The following is a 20,779-nucleotide window of genomic DNA, read 5'->3' on the forward strand; positions in this document are numbered from 1 at the left end:
GCCGTCGTCATAGTAGGGAGGACCAATAGCATGCGTCAAGAGTTGCAACGCCCCAGAGGCACTCAGGATATTCTTGCGCCGATCTCGAGCCGAATGGAGCAGTTACGACGAATTGCCATCGATACGGCTACGCGGTACGGATATGATTTATTGGAAACACCAATTTTTGAGCAAAGTGCAGTATTCTTGCGTGTAGGGGAATCAACGGATATTGTTCAGCATGAACGTTACACCTTTACCGATGTGGGTGGCGTGGATTTAACCTTGCGTCCTGAAGGTACTGCGGCAGTAGCGCGGGCGTATGTGGAAAATGGTATGGCTAATAAACCACAACCGGTTCGTCTTTGTTATTATGGCCCCATGTTTCGTCGTGAAAAACCTGAGGCATTACGTTATCGCCAACATACCCAATTCGGCGCCGAACTCTATGGCTCAACACAGCCAGAAGCCGATGCGGAAGTCATTTTGCTAGCGTGCGCAACGGTTGAGGCGATGGGGTTACCAGCACCCTTAGTGCGGCTGAATTCCATTGGGTGTTCGGTGTGTCGGCCTCAATACCGAGCGAGTCTTCTAGAGTACTATCACTCCCATGAGGACGAACTCTGTGCGGATTGCCAAAGTCGGTTAGAGACTAATCCTCTTAGGCTATTAGACTGCAAAGTTGACATAGACATTCGCGACCGGGCACCTGACATTAAAGATTATTGGTGTGCAGATTGTGCGGCGCACTATGCCGAGCTCGTGGCGTTATTAGAAGCTTCTGGGCGGACAGTGGTGCGAGATCCATTCTTAGTCCGAGGGCTTGACTATTATACGAGGACTGTTTTTGAAATCGCTCACCCCAGTTTGGGGAATCGTGCGGCGCTATTTGGCGGAGGGCGTTATGACGGCTTGGCTACCACGTTGGATGGTCCGGAAACGACACCGGCGGTGGGCTTTGGCATGGGAATGGAACGGATATTGTCCGTCTTAGAGGATAAAAACCTGACGCCTGAACGCCGCATCTATGTCGCACACATTCCTGGGTCCGAAGCCGATGCTTTTGTATTAGCGGAACATCTGCGCCAGGAGGGCTTTCCCATTGACACAGATTTGCTGCGGCGCAGTCTTAAAGCCCAATTGCGCGACGCCAGCAAGCGAAGCAACATTGTCATTATCGTGGGTGGAGACGAATGGGCACAGTTAAAGCAGGTAACGGTGAAAGACTTGGCACAAAACGAGCAGAGGACAATGCCCGTGGAGGATCTGGTTCCGTACCTTCAGCAACTGTCCTAGATGTTTGAGCGATGCATCATTTCACGGTGTGGTTTTTGGACTAGACCTGGCATATGACGGCCAGAAGCATCTGACGGGCTGACCCAAAAAAGGATATAACGGGACGGTTTAGAAATGAGAAAGGGTGGTGCATGGGGGCATGGGGAATGCCAATGATGTCACCTACGATGCAATTTATCAAAAGCTGTGGTTGGCCCATGCGATTTATGACGCGAGTTGGGATGGCAAGAAACACCGTTTAGGCGCAGAGGAACCTGTTTACGCCGTGCTAACGGCAGCAGATCAGCAACATCCTGCGTGGTGGCAATATAGCACACTGATGGGCCGTTCTGAGGAATTTTTTCACTTTATTGAAGCCCGTTTGGGTGTCACACCGGCGAACTATGGAGAGAAATTACAAGATGCGTGGGAGACGGTTGTGACCCCTCGTGTGGCTAATTACGTGCGTACGAACATCACGAACAACAAAATTGTGCGCTGGCCCTTGCCGGTGGTTTGAAAGGAGTCAACTTGAGATGCCGATTGACCAAGCCATTGCGGAAAAAATGTTATGGATAGATCAACAGGCTAATACATCCAGTCGCGAAAAACTTGCCATTTTGTGCGCATCGTTTAGCGATGACGAACGACAGCATCCCCTTGGGCAGTGGATCATTGCACAACAGGATCGACTGGATTGGGAGGATAACATTGGCCAGTTCTTGACGGCTTTTTGGGGACTGCCGCGGCGACCTTGGGTACCAGGGGAACAGACCGAAGAGGCCGTCATTTATCAAGCAGCTTTGGAAAAGGTGTTGGCACGTTTAGACAGGTCTGAGGCCACACATGGTGTCTGATTATCGTTAAGGCCATGACTTCTCGGTATCCCATTGCGGTGTCCTAGTTCATTAAAACTCTAGGAATCCGATGGGACTTTTTTGTATGCGAAGAACGTATTGCGGTTGTGTACCCCATGCTTCCTATATTTCTATTTCGCTAGCGTATGTTCAGTGCAGCCCCTAATGACTTGCCAAATGATCAAATTGTTGTGGGATCCGGTAATGGGAGGGAATCCATGACAATTTTTTCTGTACAATGGGCTTATGAGTCATTGCCACATGCTACCAGTTGCTCTCACCTATTGTATGGCCGTCAGAACAGGCACGCGATAGTAATTTTGTAGATTGAGGTTATGGGGGGATAAACGTGTCACCGATCGAAAAGATAGAGATTTCTCGACCCGCAGCCGAGTTGGTTAACGATTTCACTCATTGGTTAGAGGGAAAAGGCATTATTGTTTATGCTGTGGTTCATCATACGGAAGACATGAAGGCCCGTGGAATTGATCCGCAAATTGATGCATGGACTGTGATTTTTGGGAATCCCACTCTTGGCGCGGCATTTCTCGAGGACTCTTCGGATGTTGTGGTGGACATTCCCTTGCGTCTGGGGCTGTATCAAAAAGAAGAAGGAGAAACAGTCGTGGTTAGACGGTATATGGAAGAGTTATTTGCTGATTATCAAGTGCCGTCTTTAGTTGTTAAAAGCCGAAAAGCCGACGGATTAATAGATCAATGGATAGCGTTAATGAAGGGTTTTAACCGTTTCATAAATCTTTACCTATAGTTATCCATGGTTGTATAATTTAGGTATGAACCGGACACTTGTGGGCATTCGTGAAGCCGCCGAATTTTTAGGCGTGACGCCCTCGACGTTACGTCGATGGGAGCATGAAGGTAAACTGATACCCGATGAACGTACCGCGGGTGGGTATCGTCGTTACGACTTAGCGCGCTTGCGTCCTGATCAGTTTCATCACCACGGGACTCCTCGCCAAACCGTCGCCTATGCGCGGGTGTCGCGCCACGACCAGAAAGAGGATCTGGAGCGCCAAAAGCAGGTACTCGAACTCTACTGTGCCCGCTAAGGCTGGACCTTTGCGGTGATAGCCGACTTCGGGTCGGGGATGAACTACCACAACAAGGGCCTCAAACGCCTGCTCAATGACATCGTGGCCGACCGGGTTGGTCGGCTGGTCGTGACCCACAAGGATCGTCTCTTACGCTTGGGGGCGGAGCTCGTCTTTGCGATCTGCGAAGCCAAGCAGGTGGAGGTGGTGATTCTCAATCACGGCGAGGATACGACCTTCGAAGAGGAGTTAGCGCAGGATGTTCTTGAAATCATTACGGTCTTTTCAGCGCGGTTATATGGCAGTCGTTCGCGGAAGAATCAAAAACTGCTGGAGGGCGTGAAACACGCCGTGGAGGAAGCATCGTCATGATTTTGGCCCATAAAATTGCCCTCGATCCCAACGATGTACAGGAGACGTATTTCCGCAAGGCGGCTGGTGTGGCACGCTTTGCCTACAATTGGGCCTTGGACCAATGGCAGCAGCAATATGATGCGTGGAAAGGGGACCCCACGTTGCGGAAACCGTCCGAGGCGGCCCTGCGACGTCAACTCAATGCCCTTAAGCGCGACGCCTTCCCCTGGATGCTGGAAGTGACGAAAAACGCGCCGCAGATGGCCGTGATCCACTTGGGCCGGGCGTTTAAGAATTTCTTTGCCGGTATCGCGGAGTATCCCACGTTTAAGAAAAAGGGCCGCCACGACAGCTTTACGCTCACCAACGACCAATTCACGGTCAAAGGGCACAAAGTGCATATTCCCAAATGAGGCTGGGTGCGCATGCACGAACCGTTGCGATTTATCGGCAAAGTGGTAGAAGGCACCGTGTCGCGGACCGCTGATCGCTGGTTATTGAGCGTCACCGTCGAACTTCCCGATCCCCCCCGTGTCCGCCGCGAAAGCCAAGCGGTAGTCGGCGTGGATTTGGGCGTGTCGGCGTGGGCAACGCTCTCGACCGGAGAGAAGATCGTGGGACCGAAAGCCTATGCGGACGCCTTGGCACAGCTTCGGCGGTTATCGAAACAATTCAGTCGCCAGATGGAAGCCGCCAAAGTTCGCGCCGGGCTTCAGCCCGGCCAGCCCCTCCCGAAAGGGATGCCCATGCCCTTGTCCCAGAATATGCGAAAGACGCAGCGGCGCATGGCCCGACTCCATGCGCGGATTGCGAATATCCGGGCGGATGCGTTACACCACCTGACCACCGATCTCGTGCAGCGCTTCGATGTCATGGCCATCGAGGACCTGAACGTCGCCGGGATGCTCAAAAATCCTTCGCTCGCCCGGGCGATTGCCGATATGGGCTTTGGGGAATTCCGTCGGCAACTCGCATACAAAGCGGCCCAACGCGGGAAAACGGTGGTCATCGTGAGCCGTTGGTATCCGAGCAGCAAAACGTGTTCCGCGTGTGGATACAAAATGCCGAAAATGCCGCTCGCTATGCGGGAGTGGACGTGCCCAGAATGTCACACACACCACGACCGCGACATCAATGCGGCGATTAATTTGCGAAACGTGGCCGAGAGTTCGGTGAGGAGCTCCTCACCCGTGTCTGCCTGACGGCAGACCTGCTCGGTGACAGCCTGTGGAGTGCCCGCCCGTGGACGACCGGCCAATGGCCCTAAGAAGCGGTGGCATGATGACACAGGAAGGTGGCTCCGTTTGATCCATTGACTAACGATGATCAGACTTGGATAAGTCCATCAGAACGGATAGTCTCTTAGCCACCAATACATGGGGCCTTTTTTATTGCGCCTAACCGGGTTCTGCCTTTTATGTTTATGGTTGTACTCCGGCGGGTATGGGCTCAGACACTCCCATATAACTGGAAAGGCATTTGAGGGTAATGCACAACTCTGGAGTCTTTGGGGGCCTATTGGATAGGACAGGAATGGAGAGCGGGAAGATCGATAATGTGGACAATTCGATTGATTGACAAGACGGATGTAGCCAAGTTTATAGATTTGCAAAACGCGTTGGATAAAGAGACACAGTACATGTTAATGGAGCCTGGTGAACTTTCGGATAGTGTGGCCGAATGGGAGAAACGGATTGTTCCCTTCATCGATCAGCCTCACAATGGATTTTGGGTTGTTGAGGCTGTTGATGGCACGTTGGTTGGATTTTTGCGAGCGCGTGGCCATACTCCACGGCGCATGGCGCATTCGGCGTTGATTGTTGTCGGTATTCGTCAGGCGTATTGGGGACAGGGTATCGGCACTCAGCTTTTTCAAATATTGGAGAGTTGGGCTAAAGACCACCGGATTTATCGAATTGAATTAGACGTTATGGTGACAAATCGCTGTGCCCTTGGGCTATACCACAAAATGGGATTTCAAGTCGAGGGATTGCGGCGACACAGTATTCGCTATACGGATGGCCAATTTGTGGATGAGTACATGATGGCGAAATTGTTGGATTGACATCCTCCCCACGGCTTGAGTTATCTATAGTCAAATGTTAAAAACCTTACAGAGTGAGGCCGTTGACATCGTAGACGTATCTATGATGGTAAACACGAAAAGCGAAGGACTTCATCAAAGGTAAGACATTCGGGGCTTTGAGCCGTCGGTGTGCGGGCTTTCTACTTCAGAAAATCCCTAAAGATAATCATTCTCCGGCGAAGAATTTCTTTCCATTAGGCGACATATTTGTCATAGAAGGCATGTTGAGCCCTTAAGATAACTGAAGGAAGGGGCTTTTCAGCGCACGTTGGTAAAAGAGTCGTTGTCCAGAGAATTTTAGATGTCATGGGATTGGGGGCGTTGTGATTGTGACGATTTTTGTTTTATGGCCCTATTAAAAACCAGTGGCCTTTGTTATGGTTGAGGCAAATACCACGTTCAGCGTGCCGGCTTGCAAACTTGGAGTGGGGAAAATGCCAATGTGGATTGGAGCTCAAGACTTAGAAACAGCGCTTGATGATGTGATGTTGCGGGCACACTTGAGCCGACGACTCACGGCCCCCTTGTCTCACGAACCCGTGCGCGTGGTCCAGCCAGACGACAAAGGCCATATTATTTTAATGGCGGCCAGCTGGGCAGACCTTAGTCTATCGTTGGTGAAGGTCTTATACGAGCGTCCAGCTAACAAAAGTCTTGCAAAGACCAAACCGGTTTTAAACGGTACGGTCAGTATTTACGGTGCTGACGGTGAGGTGATCGCTATTGCCGATGGGGCAGCTTTCACTGGGATGCGCACCGCAGCCATTGCCGCTCTTTCAACGCAGTGGCTTAGTGTAGCGAATGCGTGTCAATGCATCCTCGGGGCTGGCTTTGAGGCCTATTATCACGCCAAAGCCTTCGCGCGTTTGGCGGGAGTTCGCTCCATTCGCTTATGGAACCGCACACCAGACGCGGCATATGCCCTGCGAGACAGACTGTGTTCCCTTCCTCAATTTGCTCATGTGTCCATTAGTGTCCATACCGCCATTGACGAAGCAGTAGCTGATGCCGATGTTATCACCACGGTCACGTCTTCACCGACCCCCTTATTTGATTCCCGTATAATCAAAACGCCAGTGCTCATTAATGCGATGGGAGCCTATTTACCTACCACGCGAGAACTTGCTAGCGACATTGTGGCCAAAGCTACGTTGTATGCTGATTTTCTGCCAGCTTGCCTCAGAGAAGCTGGTGACTTTCTCATTCCTGCTGCAGAAGGTCTTGTCGATTTAACAAAAATTCGTCCTTTGGCTAGTGCCCCGCATTATGGACCCCAAGAGGGGATTACGGTCATGAAAAGTGTCGGGTCGGCCGTTTTTGATCTCGCTTGTGCCGAATATTTGGTCGGAGTTCAAGATCAACGCCCAACAGGGTAGAAAAGAGGAGAATCGGTGACGGATAATGCGGACGTCATTATTGTGGGAGCAGGCCTCATTGGCTTATCCATTGCCTATCATTTAGCGAGCAAAGGAATTTCCAACGTCATTGTCATCGACAAAGAAGGGGTGTGGGGCCACGGCTCGTCTGGACGTAGTGCAGGGGGAGTCCGCCTTGAATTTTCTCATCCGAGCGCCGTTAAATTTTCCCAATACGGTCTTGAAATGTTTCGCCATTTTGAAGACATCTTCGGAATTTCGTCGTCATTTAATGCGTGCGGATATCTCTTTTTAACGCGCGATGCGAGCAAGTGGACGGTTATGCAGAACTTATCGTTAATGCAACAAGCCCTAGGCGTTCCCGTTAAATGTCTTTCGCCCCAAGAGGTCGCGAGCCAGTTTTCGTATGTCCAAATGGAAGGACTCGTGGGAGGAACGTTTTGTGCAGATGATGGCATTGCCGACCCGGGCGCGGTCCTTTATGGTTTTGCCAGACGGGCCATAGACCTTGGGGTCACGATTCGCTTGGATGAACAAGTCACTGGTATTCTCATGAACCATAATCACATTGCTGGCGTGAAAACCACCAAGGGGATCGTTATGGGAGGCGTCGTGGTGAATGCCGCGGGTCCGTATGCCGCCGCCGTAGGGCAGATGGCAGGGGTAGAAATCCCTGTGCGTCCTTACCGCCGTAGTATTTATGTTACGACGCCCTTTAGCAAACTTCCTCAAACGATCCCAATGACCTTGGAATTAGAAACGACATCCTATCTTCGCCGCGAAGGTGACAGTATTTTGCTTGGGATGTCCGACCCTCATGAACCGAGCAGTTATCATACGGACGTCGACCACCAGACCTTGGAGAAGCTCATTGACACTATACTGCGATGGGTTCCCAATTTAGCGGAGGCTTCCATTATGCGTGGATGGGCGGGCTTATATGAGGTGTCGCCGGATGACACGGCGATTATCGGTGAAGTGCCGGAAATCCCAGGATTTTATATGGCAAACGGGTTTAGTGGCCACGGCTTTATGCACTCTCCTGCTACGGGGCGAGTCATTGCCGAGCTCATTATGGGGGAAGAGCCCTTTGTTGATTTGACCCCATTTGCGCTCGCTCGCTTTAATGCGGATCGTCCGACCACAGAAACGTTTGTGATTTAGTAGGCTAGGCGGTTTCCCCTTCCGCCTCCGTAGATTTTGTCACCTAATTGGATGGTGTCTGTGCGTAGTGGAATTTTGCTTTTTTGGTGATTCAGCCGGATGTCTTGTTGATATACAAGCGCTTAAACGGGCGTAGATAAGGCAGAGGTCAAACAGCAAGCGACACAAGACATATATAACCATTCAATGAGTCTGAGGCTGCAACTGAAATCTCTTCAATGCCTCGAGGCCGGAGGTTGTGGTAGTGGGAATCGCAAAGAAGTCCGTTCTGTCCGATTCCAGTGAGGTTTATGGTGTGAGTTGTAACGGGCTTCACGGCAGAAACACATCGGATACGTTCAGGGGAATGTCTGGAAAGAGAGTGCTGTGAATTGTCTCATCAGCCCGAAACGGTCCAGTGACTTCGTAGCCCTCTGACGTTAAATGATAGAGAGTCAACGTTTCGGTCTCAGGATCGACAATCCAATATTCTGGCACACCAAAGCGGGCATAGAGGTGGGCCTTCACGCCGCGATCTCGGTCACGGGTGCTAGGGGATAAGACCTCGACAACCAGATCTGGTGGACCTTGCACGTTGGCTTCCTTGATGATATTCAGATGTTCAGTCAGAACAAAGAGCAGGTCCGGTTCGGTCACGTTGTTGTCATCAAATACGACATCAAATGGGGCAGGATACCACCGTCCATAACCATGAGATTCAACATGGATAAAAAATGCTGATAAGTGTCGAATGACATTTTGATGTTGCTGATTAGGCGAAGGGCTCACGGCCAAATCTCCTTCTAAAATCTCATAGCGTTTGCCGTCGTCTGGGAGCTGGGCCAAGTCTTTTGCCGTAAACACGGGACGGATAATGTCCATGCATTCTCGCCTCCTACTTCTCATTATAGCAATGCAATGGAATGCTGGCGATTCCCGAGTCTATCTGATAATTCGCCTTTTTTGCCAATCCACATATACGGGTGGTATACGTGAGCCGTTGTCTCCGGGTCGTGGGATGACAGCGTTTACCTAAGGGTCTACGTTATTAATGCCTAGAACCGGGACCGAATTGGGTAGGAATCCTCCCATGGAAACTTGCTATGCTGAGAGCACCACACCCAGCAGGGGTGGCAATCGGAAGTTCGCTCCCCTGGGCCGTTAGGATGGCGAGTTCCTCAGTATAGTGCGTCAAATAATTCCGTGTGTCGACTATTTTTTGGATAAAGGGCTGTTCGTCGTAGTTTGATACAATTGCTGCCTTTTCACCGGGGCTTATCACACCTAATAACTCTTTTAAACGTTTTCGTAACGAGTATTCGTATCCAAATGTAACTTTGTTTTTGAGGCTTTGCCGATGACTGCTATTGGATATGAAAGACGGTATTTGGGACACCCATTCGGCGATTGCAGTTCTGTAGTCATCCGGCGCCATGTATTGCCTAGCAGGGAACCTGCGACGGTGATAGCTTTCGATACCTTGAATGAGGGCCAAAAAACTAAATTCCGAAAACTGTGTAACGCCGAAAATGGTTGCGGTATACAACCCAATCACCGGCCGATAAGTGTCGAGATTATCGAACCACTGTGGTACTATCAACGAAGCAGTAGATTGAAACACGGAAAACGGCACCACGAAATGGTCACGATGGATCTTGTCCAGTAGTCTCTTGGGGAGGGTTGAATAAAACACCTTCACTGAATCTGTTGTCTTCGTATCATGTTTCAGCTCGACGGTTTGTACATACGTAGCTTGTCCAAATAATACAGTAAGGAAGTTACCCAAATCAAAGGACATGCTGAGCAACGTGTCGAGGGTTTCACCTTTATCAAAGGTAATGTGGAAGGACCATCCCACCGTGTTAATATGACTTGTTAAGTTCTTGAATGTTCTGTGAGTTGGGCTGAGTGCCATAGTGGCTCTGAGGCTACGGATATATCCGCAATCGACATCGGAAACGGTGCCGGGGTTAGCCACCTCTGTAGGTTGCCAGACCCAATATTCAATATAGGTATATTCGACGGCCATATGACGGTAGAGCGTTTCCAGGGTTACGTACGCACCAACCACCATGTATTTAGTGATGAAAGAAGCAGCATGAATGGCGCCTTTCTGTCCCGAGCTTATGCTACCCCCTGTGTTCTTTAAGTCAATGAGCGTAACGGCTTCCCCATTCTGGGTCAGTCCATAAAGGTGTGATGCCTTTTGAAATAGCGTCTGATCGGCCCATAATGTTATGGTGGTGAATGTGTTATGCCGAAACTCTACTGTGCCAAACCATTTCACCGAAGGATTTTCCGGATCCCACCAGAGCCCAGAAAGATCAAAATCTGCGGTTAAGCTTTTTTCTCGTGCTTTATTCTCCATAATTATATTCCTTTCACCATGAGAATTGCTTCAATCCGACGTGAAGGCTACGTTCTATCGTCCCCCGACTTCGTTCCAAGTCTGTTCACGCTGAATGAAGTTGTACGGCTGATTCCATAAAGCAATCGAGAAACCCTTCCGAAACTCCACGGATTTTGCTAGATAGTTCTTGCTGAAAAAGTCTCTTTTGTACTTAGGAACCTCTCTGGGGGTTATAGGCCCAGGCCTACCTTTCGCGGACCGAGGACGTTAGCCAGCCTGCCGCTGGGCCCAGCGGCGCACATTATGGGCGAAGATCCCTAACCCGATCCCCGTCGCCTCCGCGTCATAGCCCCGATATCGACTACGTCGGAGCCCATACTTCCGTTTGAGGCGACTCATGGTGGCTTCTCCTCCGGCTCGCCAGATCGCGGAATGGGTGATGTTCAGCGTTCCCTGAATAGGTCTGTCTTCGGACGGCAGACTCATCGCAAAGTCTTGCGATGCCAACGTAACATTCGCGGCAATCGGATGGACATGCCCCACGAATACGTATGAATAACAGGACATTTGATGGTCTCCTTTCCCTGCTTGCTAAACACGCAGAGAGTCATGGTCATGGTGAAAGGCCTACTAGGAATGGTTTCTCGGCCGATACACATTCAGCCCAATCTTTTCCTCCCGACCCGGCCCCACCGCCACATTGCCTTCCGTACTCGCAATAATCGTTGTCTTGCCGGAACTGGACGGGCCAAACTCTTGCGTCAGGTCTATGCGGATGGTCAGGATGTCGCCGTCGAGCGTCCATTCGACATTTTTCATGAGAGGCCTCCTTTGCGCCCGTGTCCTCTTCTTCAGTATAGAGAGAATAGGAGGTACAGACAAGCCGTCGGTCTCGGTCAAGAGACGGCTGGACAAGAATACAAGGCTCACCCCCCGATGCACTATTTTCACGAGCGTCTTCAACGGATAACATGTTGGCTGTCACATGACTTACATCATGACTGAGGGGTGTCAACGCAATGAAAACGCTACGGTGTATTATCACGGGATGGGTAGCGCCCGATGAGGCACAGGAATGGATCGGCATCGACCCCACAGATTCGGGACGGGGATGGGGTTTAGCGTATCGGCGCGATCCAGATACAGGCGCCATCGCCACGGAATGGTGGCATTGGCGAGAGACTGCGAACGAAGAGGGGAAGATGTCCTCAACCGCACAATCTGTGCCGTACACAGCCACCCAGGAGGAGTGATTTAGACTTATTGTCATGGCGAGTTGAGAACTTCGCCTCGATTATTGGAACCGGACTTTTGCAGGGGGGTGGCCGAGAGGACGGGATGACAGTGTCAAATAGGCGTACCATTTACGCCTGCCTTCGACGCGTTATGCATAGCGTCTATGATTCCGACATATTTCGCGTAGCGACCGGAATACAGTCAATTCTACATGATACGCTAGTGACGCAGGACTATTGGAAACATATGGGTGCTATCATGTGAAATCCTATGAATATCGGATGCTGAGAGGGGGCTCCCATGCATAAATCTACTAATGCCTTTTTAGCGGCTCTGTTATCTTTGATGGGCCTCACTCTTATTGGGATGGCGTTAGATAACATGCTTGCGCTTGCGATCCCGCTAGCGGTTGTCGAATTAATTGGTATCGTTGGCATGATTGTGCGAATGCCGTCCAACAAGAGGAAGGGATCGTAATTTTGTTTTGCCGGGCCGATAGATTGGTGGATTAGCTTGCGGCGGGCGGAAGATATGCGCGCCTTGTTAGACCGAATCGCCGCGAACGCGGTTCTTGTCTTGGCCGATCAACGTCGAGACATTATCGGGGTTGCGGTGGAACCTCCGTTTGTGTGGACTCGCACTCTGATGGGGATCACTACGCTGTCACCGATTGTGGCCGATGATAACATTAATGGACACATTATATCCTATGGGCCCGACGAGCCCTTATTTCAAGACCATATTGCCCACAATGCGGAAATCAAGGCGCAGCAGTTTCTTGGACATGCGGCTGGACCATTGGCGATTTATCCCCTCGAGGCCGTGCGTGTCCGCAGTTGGTATGGCACAACCCCCGTCGTAGGCTACCGTGGACGCTTTTTGTTGGCGGGAGATCCCGACTTGCTGACGCTGTTGTACGATGTCGGCGTGGGTCGACGAAACGGGTTAGGTTTTGGCTGTTGTGACGCATTTTTGCCGACGTCGGCCCACGAGGCGATTGCTCATGCGTGAGGTCTTGCATTGGGTTTTACAGCAGTGTGCAACATGGGCAGACCAACCCGTACACGTGCGTGTCGATGGTCAGACCCTTGAAGTGCGACCAGAGCCTGGACGCACGTTTCGGGTTGAACCCCTGCCGTCCATTTTCAACGATGTGTCGTTATCCCAAGGGCTTGCTGACTCGCCTCTGTACGTGGTGCCGGACGCTGGACGGGTGCCCTATCCCTGTCCCATCAATCGGTCAGCATTCTGGAGGGAGTGGGGGCGCAGTGTATCCCGAGTGATTGGGCAATGCGCCGCCGTGGTCGGTTCCGTGCCCCAGGTACTGGAACGCGTCCTGGCCATCGTGGGTCGCGAATGGTCGGGGTTCGGGCTGACCGTAGTTTCTAGTGGTTCAGTGGTTGCCCTGCCCGTGTATTTGCGAATGCAGGTCGCGTGGGCATTGGCGGCCCAAGCCGGGCGAGCTCGTTTGGTATACGGCGACTTTTCAGGCATTCAAGCGTACGTGTTTGCATCATCACGTCTCGGTGTTTCCGGGGTGGCCAAAACCTTGCGGGCCCGTAGTGCCCGGATCGGGTTGCTCTCGCTTGGGGTCCCGTGGGCGACGAGTGTCCAGATAACGCAGACGGGACTCCTGGTATTGTCTTCTGTGGGTGGGGGATTTTCCCTGTTGTTGCCTCCCACAGCGTCGCTGGCAGCCTTCCAATCGGAAATAAACGCATGGCTCCATGACGTCACACATGCCCAAGTTGTGTTGTATTCGACTGAAATGGAGGTCACGGCCGAAGAATTCTTCGAGAATTATGGGGTGGCGATGCGTGATCTTCATGCCCAAGTGGGGGCGTCGAAGCGGCAACCCTTGAATTCCTACCTGTTCTCGACCACTGACGCACGTCACGATCCCTGGGTGTGGCGTACGCCGGGAATATTGCAATCGCGCTGTGCTCGGTGCGAGAAATATCCGGTTTACAATGCCGAGGGGCTCTGCTACGGATGTGCGGTGGACCAACAGATTGGCAGCTTTTTGCCCCGCATCCAGTGGATTCAGTTGCGTAACGATTCGCATGGATCGGTGGCAATAGGGCCTCATTGGAGTCTCGCGCTAAGCTCAGAGCGCCCTCAAGAACAGACGCACCAGATGGTTACACTCAACGACGTTGCGCAGCCTCCGATGCCTACTCTATGGATGAACGTGGCGTTGCCCATTGCCTCCGAGGATTGCCCACACTGTCAACGGGCCTCCGTGGACGATCCGGTGCGGGCGGGCCAACCCTATACGTTTGCCTGTTTAGCGGCTTTAGAGGCCGGGGCGACGCCGCGGTTGGGGTATCTCAAAGTGGATGTCGATAATCTAGGGTTACTCATGACGGTGGGATTATCTCAGAACACCACAGTCGGCACGGATGTCTATCGCGTTATTCGTCTTCAAGAGACGGTCGACCGATTTTTTACTGAAGGGGTGCGGCAGTTAATGCAGGACGGCCGGATCATGCATTGCGGCGCTTTTATAACCGAGTCAAAGGGTTGGAGCGCAGCATGGACCGAGGGCGTTTGTTTAATCAACAGAAGTCGCAGTTGTACGAGTTACAATCCCATGCGTACTATGCGGCGAAGCGTCATCTCGTCAATGCATTTTTTCCCACATTCATGGATCGCAATGTCGACCAAGCCGTTACCAATTGGGAGCAATTTGAGGGATTTGTCAAACATTTCGAGAGCGTCGTGGCCTATTTCCCCACGGAGCCCGGTTTCCCACGACAAGGAGGGACGTCTAATGGGCAAGCCCGATAATCGGCGACCGGATTTAACCTCCAATCCTCATTTGGTAGAGATATGGGAAGTGACAGCCGAGTTAACTTGTGTGACAGGGTGTCATGTGGGGGGATCAAAAGATGTATTGGAAATTGGTGGCATTGACAACCCCATCGTTCGCCATCCTCTCACACAACGGCCGTATTTGCCGGGCAGTAGCTTGAAGGGCAAATTCCGCAGTCTGTTGGAGGCGGCTGATGGCAAAGGCGTGAATGGCGAGCCGTGTGGATGTGCTCAGCCGACCTGTCGCGTTTGCCGGTATTTTGGCCCACACCGCAAACCTCGGCACACGTTGAATCCGACGCGCTTCCTGTTTCGCGATGCCTTTTTAACGCCTGCCTCTCAAGACATATTGGAAACCGCTTATGAACAAATGGGCTTGTTTTTTGCCGAAGAGAAATTTGAAAATACCATCAATCGTAATACCCACGTAGCGACCAATCCCCGTGTTCAAGAACGGGTGCCCGCTGGGGCCACGTTCAACTTCGTGCTGGGCGTGCGGGTTTATCAGGGGGATGATAAGGCGCTCATCCGATCGACCATTCAGGAAATGGTGTCCATGGTGGAGCATGATGCGCTAGGGGGTGGAGGATCACGCGGTAGCGGTCAAATCCGCTTGGATCACTTGCGGATTCGTGTCGTGTGGCCGGATGTGCCGTGATGACCGGATATTGTTGGACCCTCCGGCCGCGCTCCCCATGGAGTCACTGGCCCACGAGTGATCTCCTAATGGGGCACTTGGCTTGGGCCTATCGCGACTGTTATGGCGACAGGGCCATGAATGGGTGGTTGCAGCAATTTATTGAGGGGCAGCCGCCGTTTGTAGTATCCGATGCATGGCCAGCCGGCACGTTGCCGCGTCCCATGGGATTTCCCCGCCGCACACGCCCTGCACAAGGCGAGGATAAAAGCGTCATCATCGCGGCCTTTCAACAGCACAAACAATTCAAACGCCAACGGCTGATCGCTGCAGCCGACTTCTGGCGCTTTATAGCGGGAGAGACTATGGGCGAGGATTTTCGCCTGCAAGAGGAACCTCAGGGGATGAACACTCTGCATACCGGCGTGGATCGCCAGACGGGTGGCGCATTGGAGGGAAGCCTGTTTGCCCGCGAGGGACAATGGAGTGCGGAGCCCGTCCAAATCTATCTATGGACTCAGGATCCCCGTCTTACCGAACTGCTAGCGCGGGTGGTGGCCTATCAAGGCATTGGGGGAGAGTTAAGCCGTGGCTACGGTCAAGTGGACTGGGCAGGATGGGAGCCATGGATCGCGCCGCCTGTTCCGAATCCAACGGCAGAAATTTGGCTCGGCCATGGCGTCCCAGCTCCAGATGATCCGCCGGGACTAGCCTACCGCCTTCACACGAAATACGGCCGCGTCTGGGGGGCTCAGTACGCCAGTCCATGGAAGGCGCCTATCTTGCAGGTGCAACCCGGTGCAGTGTGGCCGTTAAGCCGCCCGTGGAAGGGTTGGACCGGACGTGTTGTGACAGCCGTGGCCTTGGCTCCGCAGGTCGTGGACTTTGGCCTTACGGTTACGATCCCCGTCTGTCTGGGGAATATCGGGGAGGAGGATAGGATATGATATGACGATTTTCCTAAGTTTCGCTGGCGCGCGTGATCCTGTTGCGGACGACACCAATGAGGAAGGTTCGATTGTCACCTTATGGCGGTGGTGGCGCGACCACGGTCAACCCGTCGACCAGGTGTGGCTATTTTCCGTGAATGCCGAAGGGCAACAGTATGCGCAGAATACCCGGGATTGGTTAATCTCAGAGCACTTGTGCACGGCCGAACAGATTCAACTCTATCATCGGGAAGCCAGCCCCGTCGATTATGAGGCGGTAACCCAATTTGCGTTTGAGGTCGTACAGCAGAACGTCAATACCAGAAATGACAACGACGTGACGATTTTTTTTAATGCCAGTTCTGGCACACCGACAATGAAACTCAGTGGATCCTTGCTGTCTGCGGCGGGACTTCTCCCAGGCGGGAAAATCTGGACGGTCCTGAATCCACGGCATGTTGGAGAGCATCAGGAGCGGGTTAGCGTCCAGGATGTCCGCTTTATAGGAGAATACTTGCTGCGTGAACGGCTTGGCGAAGCGGTAGCAGGCAATCAGTTTCAAACGGCGATCGCTTTGGCCCAAGAATGGGGACGCATTACCATTCATGACGTGGTGCGACGCACCAGCGCGGCGCTTCTGTCGGTATTGCGAGCCTATCGTGCTTGGGATTTGACCGATTTTGCCGTGGCCCGACGTTATCTCACCCAGGTGGATCGGTTGGACGCGGTGCCGTGGACTCCGGAGGGACGGGACGCATTTGACCGCCAACGACGTTGGTTGAACAATACGGCCTTGGAATCCACTGAAGAAAATCCGCTGAATTTGGTGGAACTGTATTACTCGATTGAACGGTATTCTGAACAAGAGCGGTATACCGATGCGTTAGCGCGAGGCCGCCGACTGGTTGAAGGCCTCTTATACTATTACTATCACGCGCAGTATCGCGTGAATGTGCGGAGGGTGGCTAAACACTGGGTGGGGCAATTGCCGCAGAATTTGACCGAGAAGTTTCGGGATGAGGGGGAACGCTATGTTCCCCTCTTGGTCCTCGCTCGTACCCTCACCGAGGAGAGTCCGGACCCGACCGTCCGCGAGCTATGGGCAGATATTGACACTTTTAAGGCACTTATGGACGTGCGCAATCAATCCCTTGCGGCGCATGGCATGCAGCCAGTCACTCGGGAGGATGTTGCGAAGGTCCGGCCGATTCTCCGTAAGTGGGTCATGACCTTGGTGCCGGACACCGGGGAATACCTCAAGCTCTATCCGTTGACTCCCGCCATGCGCCAACGCGTGCTGCAAGATTTAGGATTGCCACCGGGTAGGGTATAATAGTGTCGTCGATGTCCAATCGGGCCAAAACTCCGGGAGATCGACGACAAAGACCATCGTACTCAATGCGTTGCTACGGAACGGTTGCGAGGTAAGAGTCTACGTTACTAGTAAAATATTCCATATTATCAAAGGGTTGTGTTTGGCGTGGCGTAAGGGCCAAAGGGGTTGGGATTGTACCTATAAGGGATGGAAACCAATTCCCGCATATGGGGAATTATCGGATGAAATGTGTTGGGATTGTACCTATAAGGGATGGAAACTCCGTCAGGGAGAAAAAGGCTGGTCTCAGGATGAGATGTTGGGATTGTACCTATAAGGGATGGAAACAAGAACAGTAATTCCGGGCGGATGCCCCCGCTGCGTTGGGATTGTACCTATAAGGGATGGAAACAGAGCCATGGTCACTGTCTCTGCCGAACCGTCCCACAGTTGGGATTGTACCTATAAGGGATGGAAACATACTCCTCCAATTTTCTCTCTAACCACGCTAATACGTTGGGATTGTACCTATAAGGGATGGAAACCATACTTCATTCCATATCTATCAGGGATTTCGTCCGTTGGGATTGTACCTATAAGGGATGGAAACTTCCAGGTGATCTCGCTGATTGTGGTTGTGGCGGAGTTGGGATTGTACCTATAAGGGATGGAAACTTCCTCCTCCTTTTTCGCGCATGGTCCTAGCCATGGTTGGGATTGTACCTATAAGGGATGGAAACTTTTTACGCGAAAGTCATGACGCCTCGGAACTGCCGTTGGGATTGTACCTATAAGGGATGGAAACCCCCACCGAAGGGCTTCGCGCGTTGTGTCCATGGGGTTGGGATTGTACCTATAAGGGATGGAAACATGTTCCCGCCCATTAATTTGCGGCCTTCTTCTGCGTTGGGATTGTACCTATAAGGGATGGAAACTTCCTTTAAGGCTTGAGGAAACGTGATCACAGACGGTTGGGATTGTACCTATAAGGGATGGAAACCGGAGGAAGAAGTCCGCGAAGCCCTCGAACTCTTGACGTTGGGATTGTACCTATAAGGGATGGAAACTTCCCCCTTCAATGCCCCGCAATAGCACGTCCCAGGTTGGGATTGTACCTATAAGGGATGGAAACAAAGGTAAATCAGGACGAGAAGCGATAGCCCAACGGTTGGGATTGTACCTATGAGGGATGGAAACTCAAAATCCTCTGTGGTGTTGTAATAAAGGGCTAAGTTGTGTTGGGATTGTACCTATGAGGGGCGAATTCTACACAATGAGATGGACGACATCCTTTTAGGAAGGGATGTCGTCCGTTCATTTTGCTCATTCTAGGGCGGTTAGCGGAACAATAACATAACTCGACCTGAGTCATAGTCAATCCTGAACTATAGTCCCCGCAAAAATTTTCCCATGTTTACTTTCTGAGCAGAACCCCGGCTCCTGGCTGGCGAAATCTTGACTGGGGAAGAGAGGACGAGACAGGAGAGTGAAAAGTTTGGTGTGGCGACAAGCGGGATGGGGGGGATGAGGTACTGTGCCTAATCGTTCGAAAGATCCCTAGGCCGTGGAGCCTCGGAAACTGCCTTCTGGTCGTTGGAAAGGTCGTGTGGTGCGCTATGACGAGAAGGGCAAACGGCACGAACTGACGCAAACGTTTGACACGAAACGCGAAGTGAAGCAATGGGCCGAGTTAAGGAAGCAACTCAATAGCGAGATAATCCGAACCGGGAACCCGCCGAGTGAAGAGCCATTGGGAAAGTATTTCGAGTGATGGTTCGGGATATTGTAGCGGCGTAGGATTCTACTCGCGGCGACCATGGAGAATGTCGCCAAACCTATTACTTAATAATGGTGGTACAATGTTGTCGTCGTTCGCTGTGCTCGGCTTCGTTCCCGAAGGTGAGGTCGGCTAAAACGCGACTTGCGTTCCTGGTAAGAAAAATATTATCGGGGGTGGTGCTTATGCCGAGACTTTTAAGCGAGACGTTAGACGGATTCGATGTCAATCTTGGCGTTGTGACGTTACGATTTGGTAGTCTAGCTAAGGCATTTGTTTCCATTACCAGGAAGCCGGGCAGGACGAATGACATGCGTTGTTAAAATCGTAGAAAGGATACCCAAGTGCAAGAATGTGTATTTTGCCGAAGGTCTAATGTCGCATTTCAGCGTGATGAACACATTATCCCGGAATCGACTGGTGGACCTCTCATTTCCAAAGGGAGGGTCTGTGATCATTGCAATAATTATTTCGGAACTCAAATAGAAGCGCGTGTTCTCGATCATGAGTTTGGTTTAACGCGAGCGCTGTTATCGGTCCCCAATAAGAAAAAGAAACCGGCTAAAATCCAAGGGAAAGGCTATGACATTCAAACTACACTATCCCACAACGGTCAGAGGACAATCCGTATATCGGTCACACCTCAAGATCCTCAATCTGATTTATGGGTCGTTGAACATAATGGGATGAACAAGTTCAGTGTGAGTCGGCGGATTTAATTGGATTGACGATACACCTGCTCAGTTAGTAACACATTTCGGAAACCAACAACCTCTTTTTCTTCAACTCAAGGGGAAGATAGGATGGTCTTCTCAAATTGTTAAACAGCTTGCTAACGCTAGAACTATTGCTTTGGCGTTGGCTAATCCAAATATCACAACTCAACAACGAATTGCATTGGAGTCTATCCCGACTGAAATCAAACTAGTTACTAGTACAAGTGGCGATCCCGTAGATGATGTCGAGATGGAGGGCTATAATGTGCTTGGAAATTGGATTTGGACGTTTGAAGTCAATGAAGGGTATAGTAGTTCGGGAGGCGTTATTACATCGGTATCGTTTCACAATTACTACGGCACAGCTGAAGCGTGGGATTGGGTACAAACGGGCTCACCATCCACGACATTTATCACGACGACTGGCGGCACCGACTTCCTTACAGAGAATTATGACTAATTTACTTCAGACTATGAAACGGTTAATAACGTTCAGCTAAATATCACGTATTATGCAAATGGAACATTTTCGGCGATAGGATATATCAATGGAAAAGAACAATAAAGGCAAAAGAACAAGAACCAAGATGTTTAAAGAAAGGAGTAGACCACATGTTTCGTTGGCTTCGACGATACTGGATTGCACTAATCATAGCGCTAGGGAGTTACGTGTGGTTCATCTTAGCCCAACCCGCAAAAATCGTCACTGGTACGGGAAGTAAAATAATTTCTACCACGAACACATCCGCAACGTTGTTAGAGATGGCAGCACGACAAAGCATCGAACCTGCCATTGTAGTGCTACTTCTGGGGATAGTCATTACATGGGGGATCCGCCGGTTGCGACATCGATAAATACTTGACTCAGTAATTCTAATATCCC

At 51.4% G+C, this 20,779-nt stretch carries 21 protein-coding genes, 2 pseudogenes and 1 CRISPR repeat array; of the genes and pseudogenes, 19 read left to right on the plus strand and 4 right to left on the minus strand.

What is annotated here, in order from left to right; translation table 11 throughout:
- The first annotated feature begins 30 nt into the window (after positions 1–30).
- From hisS to ORD20_RS04390, 10 genes and pseudogenes are all read left to right on the plus strand, one after another.
- Positions 31–1,275 (plus strand): histidine--tRNA ligase, encoded by a 1,245-nt coding sequence (gene hisS, locus ORD20_RS04345; protein WP_103374084.1) that lies wholly within the window; start codon positions 31–33, stop codon positions 1,273–1,275.
- A 139-nt stretch (positions 1,276–1,414) separates the two neighbouring features.
- A complete protein-coding gene (locus tag ORD20_RS04350; protein ID WP_146038951.1) occupies positions 1,415–1,774 on the plus strand; it encodes a hypothetical protein in 360 nt (119 codons plus the stop codon).
- Positions 1,775–1,790: 16 nt separating this feature from the next.
- A complete protein-coding gene (locus tag ORD20_RS04355; protein ID WP_103374082.1) occupies positions 1,791–2,111 on the plus strand; it encodes a hypothetical protein in 321 nt (106 codons plus the stop codon).
- A gap of 349 nt (positions 2,112–2,460) precedes the next feature.
- A complete protein-coding gene (locus ORD20_RS04360; protein ID WP_103374081.1) occupies positions 2,461–2,880 on the plus strand; it encodes a DUF302 domain-containing protein in 420 nt (139 codons plus the stop codon).
- A 25-nt stretch (positions 2,881–2,905) separates the two neighbouring features.
- Positions 2,906–3,535 (plus strand): annotated as a pseudogene (locus ORD20_RS04365) (IS607 family transposase).
- Positions 3,532–3,930, plus strand: coding sequence for an RNA-guided endonuclease InsQ/TnpB family protein (locus tag ORD20_RS04370; RefSeq protein ID WP_430626541.1), 399 nt, complete (start codon positions 3,532–3,534; stop codon positions 3,928–3,930). Before ORD20_RS04365 ends, ORD20_RS04370 begins: the two are co-directional and overlap by 4 nt.
- A gap of 12 nt (positions 3,931–3,942) precedes the next feature.
- On the plus strand, positions 3,943–4,719 hold the full coding sequence (locus tag ORD20_RS04375; protein WP_430626542.1) for an RNA-guided endonuclease InsQ/TnpB family protein: 777 nt from the start codon (positions 3,943–3,945) through the stop codon (positions 4,717–4,719).
- 353 nt (positions 4,720–5,072) lie between these two features.
- Positions 5,073–5,582 (plus strand): GNAT family N-acetyltransferase, encoded by a 510-nt coding sequence (locus ORD20_RS04380; RefSeq protein WP_103375959.1) that lies wholly within the window; start codon positions 5,073–5,075, stop codon positions 5,580–5,582.
- 455 nt (positions 5,583–6,037) lie between these two features.
- On the plus strand, positions 6,038–6,979 hold the full coding sequence (locus ORD20_RS04385) for an ornithine cyclodeaminase family protein (RefSeq protein WP_158246311.1): 942 nt from the start codon (positions 6,038–6,040) through the stop codon (positions 6,977–6,979).
- Positions 6,980–6,994: 15 nt separating this feature from the next.
- Positions 6,995–8,143 carry an NAD(P)/FAD-dependent oxidoreductase gene (locus tag ORD20_RS04390; protein ID WP_103375961.1) on the plus strand — a complete coding sequence of 383 codons (1,149 nt, stop codon included), beginning with the start codon at positions 6,995–6,997 and terminating at the stop codon, positions 8,141–8,143.
- Positions 8,144–8,455: 312 nt separating this feature from the next.
- Here ORD20_RS04390 and ORD20_RS04395 read toward each other — a convergent pair whose 3' ends face one another.
- The 4 genes and pseudogenes from ORD20_RS04395 to ORD20_RS04410 all read right to left on the minus strand — a co-directional run bounded on the left by ORD20_RS04395 (position 8,456) and on the right by ORD20_RS04410 (position 11,291).
- The gene (locus tag ORD20_RS04395; RefSeq protein ID WP_158246312.1) at positions 8,456–9,004 is read right to left on the minus strand and encodes a Uma2 family endonuclease; all 549 of its coding nucleotides are present in this window, start codon (positions 9,002–9,004) and stop codon (positions 8,456–8,458) included.
- Between the two features lie 166 nt (positions 9,005–9,170).
- The gene (locus ORD20_RS04400; RefSeq protein WP_430626543.1) at positions 9,171–10,490 is read right to left on the minus strand and encodes a HEPN domain-containing protein; all 1,320 of its coding nucleotides are present in this window, start codon (positions 10,488–10,490) and stop codon (positions 9,171–9,173) included.
- Between the two features lie 249 nt (positions 10,491–10,739).
- Positions 10,740–10,895, minus strand: a pseudogene (locus ORD20_RS04405) (transposase); the annotation flags it as partial.
- Between the two features lie 207 nt (positions 10,896–11,102).
- Positions 11,103–11,291, minus strand: coding sequence for a hypothetical protein (locus ORD20_RS04410; RefSeq protein ID WP_103375965.1), 189 nt, complete (start codon positions 11,289–11,291; stop codon positions 11,103–11,105).
- 200 nt (positions 11,292–11,491) lie between these two features.
- Between ORD20_RS04410 and ORD20_RS04415 the strand changes: the two genes are divergently transcribed.
- The 9 genes from ORD20_RS04415 to ORD20_RS04455 all read left to right on the plus strand — a co-directional run bounded on the left by ORD20_RS04415 (position 11,492) and on the right by ORD20_RS04455 (position 20,751).
- Positions 11,492–11,725, plus strand: a complete 234-nt coding sequence (locus ORD20_RS04415) for a hypothetical protein (RefSeq protein ID WP_103375966.1) — start codon at positions 11,492–11,494, stop codon at positions 11,723–11,725.
- 283 nt (positions 11,726–12,008) lie between these two features.
- Positions 12,009–12,185, plus strand: coding sequence for a hypothetical protein (locus tag ORD20_RS04420; RefSeq protein WP_158246313.1), 177 nt, complete (start codon positions 12,009–12,011; stop codon positions 12,183–12,185).
- 18 nt (positions 12,186–12,203) lie between these two features.
- Positions 12,204–12,719, plus strand: coding sequence for a CRISPR-associated endoribonuclease Cas6 (cas6, locus tag ORD20_RS04425; RefSeq protein ID WP_430626681.1), 516 nt, complete (start codon positions 12,204–12,206; stop codon positions 12,717–12,719).
- The gene (csm3, locus tag ORD20_RS04430) at positions 12,712–15,180 is read left to right on the plus strand and encodes a type III-A CRISPR-associated RAMP protein Csm3 (RefSeq protein ID WP_430626544.1); all 2,469 of its coding nucleotides are present in this window, start codon (positions 12,712–12,714) and stop codon (positions 15,178–15,180) included. Before cas6 ends, csm3 begins: the two co-directional genes overlap by 8 nt.
- Positions 15,180–16,106 carry a type III-A CRISPR-associated RAMP protein Csm4 gene (gene csm4 / locus ORD20_RS04435; protein WP_146039069.1) on the plus strand — a complete coding sequence of 309 codons (927 nt, stop codon included), beginning with the start codon at positions 15,180–15,182 and terminating at the stop codon, positions 16,104–16,106. The genes csm3 and csm4 overlap by 1 nt, the downstream gene beginning before the upstream one ends.
- 1 nt (position 16,107) lies before the next feature.
- Complete coding sequence (locus tag ORD20_RS04440) at positions 16,108–17,421, plus strand: hypothetical protein (RefSeq protein WP_430626545.1); 1,314 nt, start codon at positions 16,108–16,110, stop codon at positions 17,419–17,421.
- Between the two features lie 167 nt (positions 17,422–17,588).
- Positions 17,589–18,670: direct repeats of the CRISPR family, unit length 30 nt; unit sequence GTTGGGATTGTACCTATAAGGGATGGAAAC.
- An 854-nt stretch (positions 18,671–19,524) separates the two neighbouring features.
- Positions 19,525–19,899 carry an HNH endonuclease gene (locus ORD20_RS04445; RefSeq protein WP_103375974.1) on the plus strand — a complete coding sequence of 125 codons (375 nt, stop codon included), beginning with the start codon at positions 19,525–19,527 and terminating at the stop codon, positions 19,897–19,899.
- Between the two features lie 262 nt (positions 19,900–20,161).
- Positions 20,162–20,356, plus strand: coding sequence for a hypothetical protein (locus tag ORD20_RS04450; RefSeq protein ID WP_103375975.1), 195 nt, complete (start codon positions 20,162–20,164; stop codon positions 20,354–20,356).
- Between the two features lie 152 nt (positions 20,357–20,508).
- Positions 20,509–20,751 (plus strand): hypothetical protein, encoded by a 243-nt coding sequence (locus ORD20_RS04455; RefSeq protein WP_103375976.1) that lies wholly within the window; start codon positions 20,509–20,511, stop codon positions 20,749–20,751.
- Positions 20,752–20,779: the final 28 nt, after the last annotated feature.

The organism is Sulfobacillus thermotolerans, assembly GCF_039623705.1.
GTDB lineage: Bacteria > Bacillota > Sulfobacillia > Sulfobacillales > Sulfobacillaceae > Sulfobacillus > Sulfobacillus thermotolerans.

Coding starts and splice junctions, on each gene's coding strand:
- hisS (WP_103374084.1), top strand. CDS start 31: ATGCGTCAAGAGTTGCAACGCCCCAGAGGCACTCAGGATATTCTTGCG.
- ORD20_RS04350 (WP_146038951.1), top strand. CDS start 1,415: ATGGGGAATGCCAATGATGTCACCTACGATGCAATTTATCAAAAGCTG.
- ORD20_RS04355 (WP_103374082.1), top strand. CDS start 1,791: ATGCCGATTGACCAAGCCATTGCGGAAAAAATGTTATGGATAGATCAA.
- ORD20_RS04370 (WP_430626541.1), top strand. CDS start 3,532: ATGATTTTGGCCCATAAAATTGCCCTCGATCCCAACGATGTACAGGAG.
- ORD20_RS04375 (WP_430626542.1), top strand. CDS start 3,943: ATGCACGAACCGTTGCGATTTATCGGCAAAGTGGTAGAAGGCACCGTG.
- ORD20_RS04380 (WP_103375959.1), top strand. CDS start 5,073: ATGTGGACAATTCGATTGATTGACAAGACGGATGTAGCCAAGTTTATA.
- ORD20_RS04385 (WP_158246311.1), top strand. CDS start 6,038: ATGCCAATGTGGATTGGAGCTCAAGACTTAGAAACAGCGCTTGATGAT.
- ORD20_RS04395 (WP_158246312.1), bottom strand. CDS start 9,004: ATGGACATTATCCGTCCCGTGTTTACGGCAAAAGACTTGGCCCAGCTC.
- ORD20_RS04400 (WP_430626543.1), bottom strand. CDS start 10,490: ATGGAGAATAAAGCACGAGAAAAAAGCTTAACCGCAGATTTTGATCTT.
- ORD20_RS04410 (WP_103375965.1), bottom strand. CDS start 11,291: ATGAAAAATGTCGAATGGACGCTCGACGGCGACATCCTGACCATCCGC.
- ORD20_RS04415 (WP_103375966.1), top strand. CDS start 11,492: ATGAAAACGCTACGGTGTATTATCACGGGATGGGTAGCGCCCGATGAG.
- ORD20_RS04420 (WP_158246313.1), top strand. CDS start 12,009: ATGCATAAATCTACTAATGCCTTTTTAGCGGCTCTGTTATCTTTGATG.
- csm3 (WP_430626544.1), top strand. CDS start 12,712: ATGCGTGAGGTCTTGCATTGGGTTTTACAGCAGTGTGCAACATGGGCA.
- csm4 (WP_146039069.1), top strand. CDS start 15,180: ATGACCGGATATTGTTGGACCCTCCGGCCGCGCTCCCCATGGAGTCAC.
- ORD20_RS04440 (WP_430626545.1), top strand. CDS start 16,108: ATGACGATTTTCCTAAGTTTCGCTGGCGCGCGTGATCCTGTTGCGGAC.
- ORD20_RS04455 (WP_103375976.1), top strand. CDS start 20,509: ATGTTTCGTTGGCTTCGACGATACTGGATTGCACTAATCATAGCGCTA.